This window comes from Echinicola sediminis (genome assembly GCF_054777495.1).
The window spans coordinates 1-11827 of sequence record NZ_BAAHAP010000128.1; the positions used below are offsets into that span (position 1 = coordinate 1).

The 11827-nt window shown below is 42.8% G+C and carries 9 protein-coding genes; 6 read left to right on the forward strand and 3 right to left on the reverse strand.

The window, feature by feature from the left end; genetic code table 11:
• Both ACYVAA_RS20590 and polX read right to left on the reverse strand, forming a co-directional pair.
• On the reverse strand, positions 1 to 260 hold a 260-nt coding region (locus ACYVAA_RS20590), incomplete at its 3' end, for a hypothetical protein (RefSeq protein WP_460545436.1).
• Positions 260 to 1969, reverse strand: a complete 1710-nt coding sequence (gene polX / locus ACYVAA_RS20595) for a DNA polymerase/3'-5' exonuclease PolX (RefSeq protein WP_460545438.1) — start codon at positions 1967 to 1969, stop codon at positions 260 to 262. The genes polX and ACYVAA_RS20590, both read right to left, overlap by 1 nt.
• A 104-nt stretch (positions 1970 to 2073) precedes the next feature.
• Between polX and ACYVAA_RS20600 the strand changes: the two genes are divergently transcribed.
• The 6 genes from ACYVAA_RS20600 (at position 2074) to ACYVAA_RS20625 (ending at position 10324) form a co-directional block, all read left to right on the forward strand.
• Positions 2074 to 3690, forward strand: coding sequence for a transcriptional regulator (locus ACYVAA_RS20600; protein ID WP_460545440.1), 1617 nt, complete (start codon positions 2074 to 2076; stop codon positions 3688 to 3690).
• Positions 3691 to 3820: 130 nt separating this feature from the next.
• Positions 3821 to 4372, forward strand: coding sequence for a bifunctional pyr operon transcriptional regulator/uracil phosphoribosyltransferase PyrR (gene pyrR / locus ACYVAA_RS20605; RefSeq protein WP_460545442.1), 552 nt, complete (start codon positions 3821 to 3823; stop codon positions 4370 to 4372).
• A gap of 2 nt (positions 4373 to 4374) precedes the next feature.
• Positions 4375 to 5298 (forward strand): aspartate/ornithine carbamoyltransferase family protein, encoded by a 924-nt coding sequence (locus ACYVAA_RS20610; RefSeq protein ID WP_460545444.1) that lies wholly within the window; start codon positions 4375 to 4377, stop codon positions 5296 to 5298.
• 305 nt (positions 5299 to 5603) lie between these two features.
• The gene (locus ACYVAA_RS20615) at positions 5604 to 6971 is read left to right on the forward strand and encodes a cystathionine beta-synthase (RefSeq protein ID WP_460545447.1); all 1368 of its coding nucleotides are present in this window, start codon (positions 5604 to 5606) and stop codon (positions 6969 to 6971) included.
• Between the two features lie 114 nt (positions 6972 to 7085).
• Positions 7086 to 7715, forward strand: coding sequence for a DUF2189 domain-containing protein (locus ACYVAA_RS20620; RefSeq protein WP_460545449.1), 630 nt, complete (start codon positions 7086 to 7088; stop codon positions 7713 to 7715).
• A gap of 56 nt (positions 7716 to 7771) precedes the next feature.
• Positions 7772 to 10324: a hybrid sensor histidine kinase/response regulator gene (locus ACYVAA_RS20625; protein WP_460545452.1), complete on the forward strand. Its 2553-nt coding sequence runs from the start codon at positions 7772 to 7774 to the stop codon at positions 10322 to 10324.
• Positions 10325 to 10333: 9 nt separating this feature from the next.
• Here the strand turns inward: ACYVAA_RS20625 and ACYVAA_RS20630 are convergent, their stop codons facing one another.
• Entirely contained in the window at positions 10334 to 11725 is a 1392-nt protein-coding gene (locus ACYVAA_RS20630; RefSeq protein ID WP_460545454.1) for a sigma-54-dependent transcriptional regulator, read from the reverse strand.
• Positions 11726 to 11827 lie beyond the last annotated feature (102 nt).

Sequence of the window (11827 nt, forward strand, 5' to 3'; positions counted from 1 at the left end):
GCTCCAAGTACAATGATCATTCTTTTGGCCTTCTCTTTGATTTCATGGGGGATTTTTCTTTTTCTCATGACCAGTACTGCCATACTGAGCGCAAGCAGTTGAGCTCCCAAACCAAAACCATTTAAAAAAAAGATTTTGTCAGGTTTGGCAAAAGGCTTTACGTGGTTGAACATCGGTATCAGACAAAGTAAGATGCCGATTATTCCTATGATAAAAGACCGCTGCAAAACCTTGCCCGGATCTTTGTCTGCTGGATTCATTATTTTGATGTTATTTTAGCTTTTCTATCCTCAAAGTAAGGGGTTATTTCAGACAAGGACATGGCGTTTAGGGTCATTTCTTTGGTCAGTCCTCCTTTTCTTCCTACCAAAACCCCATACTTCATATGGAAATAGCCGTTTTTTTCATGGGCATCCGGATTGATGGAGAGTTTTACGCCTTTTTCGAGCGCATAATGTACCCAACGCCAGTCAAGGTCTAATCGCCAGGGGTTGGCATTGATTTCGATGACCACTTGATGGTCCGCACATGCGTCTATGATTGCCCTGTGGTCGATGGGGTAGCCTTCCCTTCTCAATAATAGCCGCCCAGTAGGATGTCCCAATATAGTGGTGTAAGGGTTTTCAATGGCTTTTATCAACCTGTCGGTAGCTTTTTTGCGCGTCATGTTCAGGCTGCTGTGAATGGAGGCCACTATAAAATCAAAAGTAGCCAAGGTCTCCTCCGGGTAATCCAAACTTCCATCCAATAAGATGTCGCTTTCAATACCGCTGAAAATCTTGAATGGGGCCAGCTCTTTGTTCAGCTCCTTGATTTCCTCTTGCTGTAACGCCACTTTTTCGATGTCCAGCCCGCCCGCATAGGAAGCTGTTCTGCTGTGATCGGAAATGCCTAAATATTCATAGCCCAGTTCCTGGCAGAAGGTGGCCATTTCTTTCAAGGTATGCTTGCCATCGCTGTAGGTAGAGTGGTTATGCAGGATCCCTTTTAGGTCACTTTGTTCCAGCAGTTTCGGGAGTTTATTTTCTTTGGCCAATGCAATTTCAAAGTGGCCTTCCCGTAGTTCGGGGGCAATATATTCCAGACCGGCTTCTTTGTAGGCCGCTTCTTGGGATTCAAAACTCTTCGATTTAAAGAAACTCCCCAAGGTCTGATGCTCATCAAGAGCCGACAAGAGGTGTGTCTTGCTCGGGGTTTTGAGCAACTGTTCGTTCACAAAACTCGAAGGGGGCGCCGCATAAAACTCCACCTCCAACTCCTTTTCTTTTAATTTTCCTCTCCAGGTAAAAGGACTGGAAGTTTTTTTGTGCTGTTCGAGAGACGAAATTTGATGCAGCTTTTTTAAGTCCTCTTCACGCTGGGCAGTGCTGATTATCCAGGTTACTTTTTCGATGATTTCGATGTTTCGGGCGTAGTCACCGGTGACCTGTGTTTTGTGTTCACCAAAAAGTTGATCCAGCTGTTCCTGTAAGGCTTCCACCTCTTTTTCAATATCGGCATAGTGCCATTTTCCTTTGTTTGAGGCCATAAACTCCAGGGCCAAAAGGATACTTTCTTGTGTTTTGGCACCAAAACCTTTAATGCCCGCCACTTTCCCTGCTTGGCAGGCTTCCTGCAGTTCATGTACAGAAGTGATGTCCAGCTCTTTCCAGAGAACTTTGATCTTTTTAGGGCCGAGACCTTTGATCTCCAATACTTCTAAAAGTCCCTTGGGGGTTTTTTCCAAAAGTTCGTCAAGGTATTGATGGGTGCCCGTTTCCTGCAGTTGGGTGATGACTTCGGCAATACTTTTACCGATGCCGTTGATGTTTTGAAGTTCTTCTTTGCTGAGTCTTTCCAGGCTAATATTCCCTTGGTCGATGGAATAAATGGCGGAGGTATAGCTTCTTATTTTGAAGGCATTTTCCTCGTGCAATTCCATTAGCTGTGAGGTCAGCTTGAGTATTTTGGTGATGTTTTTATTGTCCAAAGCTTTCTACTGTTGTGGGTTTTTGGTCTTTACAAATGTCAGGAATAAAAGTTTTAAAATAAAATCATATCTCTTATCTTAAATGAAAGATTTAAGATAGAAATATGAGGTCACAAAGGAAGAAAATACTGGTATTATTTTTTGTTTTTTACAGTGCTTTTCTGGTGGCATCAGCCCAGGTACAGTTTGTCCAAAGGGTAGAGGTTCCTACGGAATGGGATGACCATGATTATATCGTTTTACCCACAGAAGAAGGGACCATTTCCTTTCGTACCAAGTCGGAAAGAGGCTTCGGGGCCCAGCAACGAATGCAGTATTTTACTACGGACAGGCAGTTGAATGCTTCTGAGGTGTTTGAGTTTCCCGTAGAAGATTTTTTTAATTTGGCAGGTTTTGATTTGGACGGGGAGCTGCTGTACCTGCTTTTTCAGAAGGGGGAGTCATTTTCATCGGAAAAGATTGTCTATGAAATAGAAATAGGCAGCCAGCGTCTTCGGACGGTTGAGATGGAAAATGTCCTGGATATGGAACTACAGGAGTTTTTGGTGATGGACAAGAAGGCCGTAATCATGGGTACGATGGATTACAGGCCCGTTATACAGGTTTTTGATACTGAGACGAAAAATATCATTACCGTGCAGGGGGTCTATCAGAATGAGGTCAGTATCCTGCAGATCCGCAAAGATGCCCAGTTGAAGATCTTCGATGTACTCTTGAGCAAAAGGGACCGATTTAAACAAAGGTCTGTGGGCATACTTACGTTCGATACAGAGGGGAACAAATTGCGGGAGGTGAAAGTGGAGCCGGACGAGCGACGTAACCTGGAAATAGTAGAAGGGGTGCTCACACCTATACAAGAGTATAAGCAGGTATTGATCGGGCCATATGGGGAGCGGCGAAGGGAGCCTAACAAAGGGATTTATCTTTCTAAGATCAACGAATTTGGCGAATATAGGAATGCTTACTATGGCCTGGAGGATTTTAAGAATTTTTACAACTATCTGCCGGAAAGGCAAAGAGAACGCAGAGAACGCTTGCTGGAGAGGGCAGTAGAAAAAGAGAAGAATATCACGATTCCGAATACCCTGGTGACCAGGGAAGTGGTGACCGGAAACGATTATTTTTTGGTGTACAATGATTATTACATGATCAGTTCAGGTAGGTTCAGTCCCAGGGATTTGATGTATTCCAGTGATTTTTACCGTTATGCCCCATTGAGCATGAGGAACCGGGTAATTGCCAGCGGATACCCCTATTATTACTCGGGCATGTCAGGCCCCATCCAGAGTAATGAATATAAGTTTATGGCGGCCCAATTTGTGTTGTTGGATCAAGAAGGGAATATGGTTTGGGACAATTCCCTGTCATTGGAAGACATTACCACTTTGGATCCAGGGAAATTTGGAGAGGTTAGCTTCGATGGGCAAAGCTTGTTTTATCTTTATCTGGAGGAAGACAAATTGAGGTTTAGCCATATTATGGACGGGGAGATAGTGCAGTCAAATGAAGAGATTGAACTGGCTTTGATCAATGAAGAGGAAAGGATAAAGGAAAACCAAGATGAAAGCCTGTCGCTGCGGTGGTGGTATGATGATTATTTCTTGCTCACAGGAAAGCAAAAGGTCAGGTTTTTGGACGAAGAAGGAAAGCAGGATACCCGAGAGGTATTTTTTATGACCAAGATCAGGGCTTATGAATCCGAATTGCCAATTTTGGAATAGTGGATTTACAAGCGGTTTCTATGAATGCAGCTTGACAGGCATGGTGATGAAGATACAACTTCCATTATATAATCTCTAGGAGCAAAGGCTGATTCTAATTTATTTTTATATTTGTGCTCAAATCACAGCTATGCAAAAAAGACTCGTCTTAGACCAAAAGCAAATTGCCATTACTTTAGATCGGTTTTGTCATCAGTTGATCGAAAATCACGATGATTTTAAGGATACTGTTTTGTTGGGGCTGCAGCCCAGAGGGCCACTGGTGATGGACCGAATAGTAAAGAGACTCAAGGAAATTAGTGGAGTGGAGGTGCTGTCCGGTTATCTGGATGCCACTTTTCACCGGGATGACTTCAGAAGAAGGGACATCCCTCTAAAAGCCAATGAGACAAAAATCAATTTTTTGATTGAAAACAAGAAGGTGGTTTTGGTTGACGATGTGTTGTTCAAGGGGCGTTCTGCCAGGGCAGCCATGGATGCCATGATTGCTTTTGGGAGGCCCAAAAAGGTGGAGCTGATGGTGTTGATAGACCGGAAATATACCCGGGACTATCCGATTAAACCGGATTATTGTGGGCGGCAGGTAAATACGCTGGAGAGTCAATATGTAAGTGTTGAGTGGGAAAACCAGGGATTTGCGGAGGATGCGATTTGGATAACAGAAAAAGAAGTTAAAAGCTAAGGATGCAACAGCTAAGTACCAAACATTTATTGGGTATCAAAGGAATTACTGCGGATGATATCCAGTTGATTTTCGAGACTGCGGACAATTTTAAGGATGTTATCAATCGCCCTATCAAGAAGGTGCCTTCTCTCAGGGACATTACCATTGCGAACGTTTTTTTTGAAAATTCCACCAGGACGAAGCTTTCGTTTGAATTGGCCGAGAAAAGACTTTCGGCCGACGTTGTGAACTTTTCATCCAGCACCAGTTCAGTGAAGAAGGGGGAAACCTTGGTGGACACTGTAAACAACATCCTTTCGATGAAGGTGGACATGGTCGTTATGCGGCACAGCAGTCCTGGAGCACCGCATTTTCTCTCCCAAAATATCGATGCCAATATTGTCAATGCCGGAGACGGTACACATGAACATCCTACCCAAGCACTCTTGGATGCTTTTTCAATTAGGGAAAAGCTAGGGGACGTAGCCGGAAAAAAGGTGGCAATCATAGGTGATATCCTCCATTCCAGGGTGGCCCTTTCCAATATTTTCTGCCTTCAAAAATTAGGGGCGGAAGTGATGGTATGTGGGCCGGTTACCCTATTGCCAAAATACATCGCCAGCCTAGGAGTAAAAGTGGAATATGATGTAAAAAAGGCCTTGCAATGGTGTGATGTTGCTAATATCCTTAGGATTCAGTTGGAGCGGCAACAGATAAAATATTTCCCTTCCTTAAGGGAGTATTCTCTTTACTATGGCGTGGACAAGAAGTTGTTGGATCAGCTCGACAAAGAGATCGTGATCATGCACCCAGGCCCGATCAACCGAGGAGTGGAATTGAATTCAGATGTGGCCGATAGTGAACATTCCATTATCCTGAACCAGGTGGAAAACGGAGTGGCCATCAGAATGGCTGTACTTTATTTATTAGCTGGAGGTAAATAAACAAAAATTAATTGCTGGACATTATTCAAGCTTAAAGTGGCGCTTTCTCGATGCCGGATGTGGAGTAGGCCGATGGTTGAATAGAATAATAGGTTAATCGGCTACGGGCCATTTGGTTAACCTGGCTAAGCTCATCCATTGTTAATCATATACATGAAAAGGAACGGTTAGTTTTTGCTGGCCGTTCCTTTTTTCTTTGGTTTAGGAAGGATTTGAGTTTGGATATTGTTACTTTATTGTAAGTGGGCAAGGGGCTGTCACGAGTAAAAAATATTTGTAAATTGCGATACATAACCCAATAAGTCATGATATACAATTCTATTATAGAAACCATAGGAAATACGCCATTGGTGAAGCTGAATAAACTGACCAGAGGCATTAAAGGACAAGTCCTTGTCAAAGTAGAGTATTTCAACCCGGGAAATTCTGTAAAGGATAGAATGGCGATCAAGATGGTGGAGGATGCTGAAAAGGCAGGTGTCCTGCAGCCAGGAGGGACGATAATAGAAGGTACCAGCGGAAATACAGGGATGGGGCTTGCTTTGGTAGCCATTGCCAAAGGCTATAAATGCATTTTTACAATGGCCGATAAACAGTCCAAAGAAAAAATCGATGTGCTCAAGGCAATGGGGGCAGAGGTGATCGTTTGTCCAACAAACGTGGCACCCGATGATCCCAGGTCGTATTACTCTGTGGCCAAAAAATTAAACAGGGATATACCCAATTCCTTTTACCCCAACCAGTACGATAACCTTTCCAATTGGCAGGCCCACTATGAAACTACAGGCCCTGAAATCTGGGAGGATACAGCAGGTAAGATCACCCATATTGCTGCAGGAGTGGGGACAGGGGGGACCATGACCGGTACGGCCAAGTACCTCAAAGAGCAAAATTCTCAAATAGTCTCCGTGGGTATAGATACCTATGGTTCTGTTTTTAAGAAATATAAGGAGACCGGGGTGTTTGATGAAAATGAAATATATCCTTATCTCACTGAAGGAATCGGTGAAGATATTCTGCCCAAAAACGTTGACTTTTCAGTGATAGATCACTTCGTGAAGGTAACGGATAAAGATGCTGCTGTCATGACCAGAAGGCTGTCAAGAGAGGAGGGCTTGTTTATTGGCTGGTCCTGTGGATCTGCAGTACATGGAGCCTTGGAATATGCAAAAGAACATTTAAAAGAAGATGATACCATGGTGATTATCTTGCCCGACCATGGAACCCGTTATCTCGGAAAAGTCTACAATGACGACTGGATGAGAAATCACGGCTTTTTGGAAGACGTGACTTTTGGAACGGCAAGGGATATCATTGGAAGCAGAAACGGTAATTATGAGCTGGTAGTTGCCCATAAAGGCGACAAGGTGAAAAATGCCATAGAACTGATGAATGCCAAAAGTGTGTCTCAAATACCCGTGATGGAGAACGGACATGTGATAGGAAGTATTACGGACAATAAACTTTTGAGTAAAATCATCGTGAATCCTGACCTAAAAGATGCCAATGTAGAAGAGGTAATGGAGGACTCCATGAAATTTGTAGCCATGGACAGTACCTTGGACGTGCTTTCTTCCATGGTGGATAAGGAAAAAGCGGTTTTGGTAAGGGATGACCTGCACCAAATCCATATTATCACCAAGCATGATATTTTGGGGGCTATCACTAAGTAAAAAGTTACTGGGTAAATTTTCCGGTAGGATTATCTGTTGATCAGTGATTTGGTTACTTGTTAAGTTGTTTGACCTGATAAAGAACCATTTCACTCTACAACATTATTGAGATTTATGGATAAAAACAGTATTGTACGCCTTATTTCCACAGGTTATGATTTTGACGTGAGGGAGGCATTCAAAAAAGGGTGGGAGTTATTTACCCTAAAGCCATTGTTGTCTGTCGGCTACACAGGTTTTATCGTTTCATTGCAAATGCTATTTATTTTGTACTTGAGAGAGTATGCGCTTCTTTACAGTATCTTCTTGGCGGGGCCGCTTTTTTCAGGGTTTTATTTTGTGGCGAACAAATTAAAGTCGGGGGAGGAAATTATCTATCCAGATTTTTTTAAGGGCTTCCAATATTATATTCCTATTATCCTGATTTGGTTGATAGGTCAGGTGTTGGTTTCCATAGGTTTGGTCCTGTTTGTTGTACCGGGGATTTACCTTTTGGTGGCCTATTCCTTTGCTATCTTACTGAATATTTTTGCCGGGTTGGATTTTTGGGATTCGCTGGAATTCAGCAGGAGGCTGGTGACAGTGAAATGGTGGAAGTTTTTTGTCCTACTATTGTTCCTGGTTGTATTGAATATTCTGGGGGCTTTGCTTTTTGTTGGTGTTCTGTTTACCATTCCATTGTCATTCTATGTGTCTTATTGTGTTTTTGAAGAAGTGACCAAAGGAGCACTGGTGGAGGGATAGACTGAAATTTTGCTGGTATTGTTTTTGTGGCGATATTTGCTGAAAATCAGAACATTGTGAAGAAACGGAAGACGACCAGAAAAGCAAGGCAGAAAGTAATTATAGGTTTTTTATTGGCGATATTTTTGGTGCTCAGTGTGAGTGCTGTTACCTATTTTAGTTTAGATAAGCTGCTCAATACAGTAGAAAGCCTTTCCGAACCCAGTGAAAGGATACAGCAGCTCAATGCCCTGCTTGCTGATGTATACCAACTGGACAAGGTGAAAGGCAACTTTAATCCAGAAGGAGATTCTACCGTGGCGGAAAATTACCTCGATCTTATAGAGGGACGCCTGAACTACTTGGAGCAATATGCCAACGATACAGCAGAGCAGCGTCATCTCAAGCAGATCAATTTTAATATCAATGAGCTGGTAGTCGTCTATAATGGTCTCAGGGACGTCAAGGAAAACCTGATCAATCGAAATTTTAGTAGAGAGGCATTAAAGAACCTGGAAACCAAAATCAAACGGCAGGAGGAAATCAACCGCTTACAAAGCCTGGGTAGGATTAGGTTTGATCATAAGATTAGAAGAACCAACAGACCCAATACAGGCTTTAATGGGCCCAAGAAAGTGATCTCTGAAGAAAATGCGCGGAACGCAAATTTGATGACGGCGGCCGAAATGGAGAACCTCAAAGATGCCTTTCAGCAGTTTAGACCTCAGTTGGATCCCAAGGATACACTCAATAAGGCGTTCAAGACTGATGTAGATTCCGTTTTATATACCTTTAAAAGTATTCTTTTGGATATCAATTATCAAGAGAAAGAGCTTAGATCGAAGTTAGCGGATTTGGAAGGTGAGCTCAATCAAAAGAACAAAGCACTGATAGCCGAGATTCAGTCGGTGATATCTATTCTCCAAAAGGATGCATTGAAGGAAGTGCAGGAAAAGAACAGTTCCCTTTATGATCTGGCATTTGATGTCTCAATACTTCTGGGAGTGCTGATTTTTGTAGGTGTAGTAGGTTCCTCGGCTTTTATTTATAGTATCCTTACGGAAATCAACAAGGAGGCGAATTATCGGGACGAGCTGGAGAAAGCCAAGGAAAGATCGGATAAACTGGCAAAAGCCAAACAGAATTTTTTGGCCAATATGAGCCATGAGATCAGGAATCCTCTGCACACTATACAGGGCTACAATGCAGCCATTAAGAAAACCAAAATGAGCCCTGACCAGGAGGATTATGTAAACATGGTGGGATTTGCTGCAGAAACCCTCTCGGGCATTGTTAATGATATCCTGGACCTGTCCAAACTGGAAGCAGGGAAAATAGCCATTGAAAACATCCCTTTTGATCCCCATAAACTTTTCATGTCCATCAAAAGCTCCTTTGAGCTAAAGGCTGCCGAAAAACGAATTGATTTCAACTGGAAGCTTGATTTGCCAAGGGATAAATGGCTGGAGGGAGATGAACTTAGAATCAGTCAAATCCTGAATAACCTTATCAGCAATGCCCTTAAGTTTACAGAGAAAGGTAAGGTGGAAGTCTCCATTGGCTATGATGAAAAGGGCTTTCTGCTGATGAAGGTAGAGGATACAGGAATTGGGATGACAGATGAATTTAAGGAAAATGTTTTCCAAGAATTTAACCAGGGAGACGGTTCCATAAACAGACGGTACGGCGGAACGGGTTTGGGATTGGCAATTGTCAAGCGGATGCTGGATCTCCAAAAAGGGGAAGTGCTGCTGGATTCGACAAAAGGGGAAGGAACAACTGTCAGTATCAAGATACCGGCAAAAATGATTGAAGCTCAGTATGAGGCGGTTGAAGAGGTTGGTACCTACGTGGATATTTCCCATTTGAAGGTTTTATTGGTGGATGATGACTCCGTGGGGCTTAAGTTTGCCAAGCTGCTCTTAGAAAGTAATGGAGCCGAGGTGACAGATTATCTGGGGGGAATTAAAGTCAAGGAAGAATTTGAGGAAAAGTCATTTGATATTATGCTGATTGATATTCAGATGCCGGAGGTGAGTGGATATGATGTGCTTAGGATTTTAAAGCAAAGGGATTTATATAAAGATGTACCTGCAGTGGCCATTACGGCCAATGTGTTTGCCAAAGAAACCGATAAGATTTCTGAAGCAGGTTTCGATTCCATCGTGTTGAAGCCGTTTAAAGAAGAGCAGCTTTTGCAGGAAATAGGAAGAGTCCTCAAGTTAGAAGCCAAAGAAAGTTTGGGAATAACACCGCCTGTGTATAGCGCAGACATCAACGAGGAATGCTATGATACCTCTGACCTGAGGAAGTTCTGTATGAATGATGAAGAGATGCTAAAAGATGTGTTGACTGATTTTTGCGCCACTACCTCCCAAGATTTGGTAGACCTAGGTCTAGCCAGTAAGTCAGGTGACCTGGAGCAGCTGTTGGAGGTGTCCCATAAGTTAGGGAGTAGGTTAGGGCAACTTAAAATTAAAACAGGGACATTGGCCAGGGGATTGGAATATGATCTTAAAGAAGGGAATATTTCTCATACTGATGAAGTGGTGAGAAAAATAAAAGCTGATACTCTTCAGGTCTTGGATAGAATCCTTGAAGATTATCAGCTTTTAAAGAAAGTAGGATAGGCAGTGACGTCACTCTATGCCATATTTTTCAATTTTATTATAGAGGGTTTTCCTATCTATTTTGAGGATTTTTGCCGCTCTAGATTTGTTGTGTTTTACTTCGTTAAGGGTTTTGATGATCATGGCCTTTTCCTGGATTTCAAAGGAAGATTTCAGGTCAGTAGCCCCTTGGGCCATGGATGAAGGGTCTTCAGGTAGCAGGAGATCTACAGGCAGGGCTTCTTTTTGAATTTGACCATCATTGCTCAACAGCACAGCTCTTTTAATGACATTCTTCAATTCCCTTAAATTGCCGGGCCAGTTGTAGTTTTGGAAGATGGTCATTACTTCCTCGCTAAAACCTTCCACCTCTTTATCAAGGGACTCGTTGGCGTCCTGTAAGAAGATTTCGGCATAATGGAAAAGGTCTGCTTTTCGGTCTCTTAAAGGGCTTGATTTGAGACTGAATTCATTGAGGCGGTGATAGAGATCCTCCCTAAAGTCTCCGGATTTGGCTGCTTGTCCGAGGTCTTCATTGGTTGCCACAATAATTCTGACATCCACGGGAATGTCCTTGGTACCACCGATTTTCCTGATTTTCCGTTCTTGGATTGCCCTGAGCAATTTTATTTGGACCTCATAGCTGAGATTTCCTATTTCATCCAGGAAGATGGTTCCGCCATTGGCCATTTCAAAATGCCCTGTTTTATTGTCCATGGCACCAGTAAAGGCTCCTTTCACATGGCCGAAGAGTTCACTGCCGGCCAATTCTTTTGACAATGCCCCACAGTCAATGGCCACAAAGGGCCCGTCTTTTCTATTGGATTTTTCATGAATCCTTTTTGAAATGTATTCTTTTCCCGTACCACTTTCACCAAGTACAACCACACTCATTTCAGTAGGAGCAACCAGTGAAATGTACTGTTCAAGTTGGGTAGCCTCAGGGCTTTTTCCAACCACGTATTGGTTGTTGGTTTTAGGATGGTTTCTTGATTGTGATGGACCGTCCGATGTGGCGTTAGACGATTGTTCCTGCGAGGCATAGCTCTGCGCAGGATCTGATTTTAGCGCTTCTTTTACAGTGGCCAAAAGCTCGTCAGGGTTGACCGGCTTGGTAATGTATTCGAAAGCTCCCAATTTCATCGATTTTACGGCTGTCCGGATATCGGAATAATTGGTGATTAGTATTACCCTGGTGTTTTTGTATTCTTTGATTATACTTTCTAATACTTCCATGCCTGTGCCATCAGGAAGTCTGTAGTCAGTTATTACCAAGTCACAGGGCTGTTTTTCCAGTTGGGCGAAGGCATCCTTGATCTTTGTGGTCGTAGTAACGGTGTACTGATGCTTCTCAAGGAAGTTTTTGATGATTTTGGAGTAGGTCAAATCATCTTCAATAAGAAGTATATTTTCCTTAGCCATAAGTTTTAATTAACGGTAATCTAATAATAGCTGAAACTATGCCATAAATTCAAGTTTACGACAATTTTTTATCTCCTAAGGAATAGTCCCTTCCCAGGACCA

Bases quoted from the DNA above. Each gene is read 5' to 3' on its own strand.
- ACYVAA_RS20600 (WP_460545440.1), top strand. From the start codon at position 2,074: ATGAGGTCACAAAGGAAGAAAATACTGGTATTATTTTTTGTTTTTTAC.
- pyrR (WP_460545442.1), top strand. From the start codon at position 3,821: ATGCAAAAAAGACTCGTCTTAGACCAAAAGCAAATTGCCATTACTTTA.
- ACYVAA_RS20610 (WP_460545444.1), top strand. From the start codon at position 4,375: ATGCAACAGCTAAGTACCAAACATTTATTGGGTATCAAAGGAATTACT.
- ACYVAA_RS20615 (WP_460545447.1), top strand. From the start codon at position 5,604: ATGATATACAATTCTATTATAGAAACCATAGGAAATACGCCATTGGTG.
- ACYVAA_RS20620 (WP_460545449.1), top strand. From the start codon at position 7,086: ATGGATAAAAACAGTATTGTACGCCTTATTTCCACAGGTTATGATTTT.
- ACYVAA_RS20630 (WP_460545454.1), bottom strand. From the start codon at position 11,725: ATGGCTAAGGAAAATATACTTCTTATTGAAGATGATTTGACCTACTCC.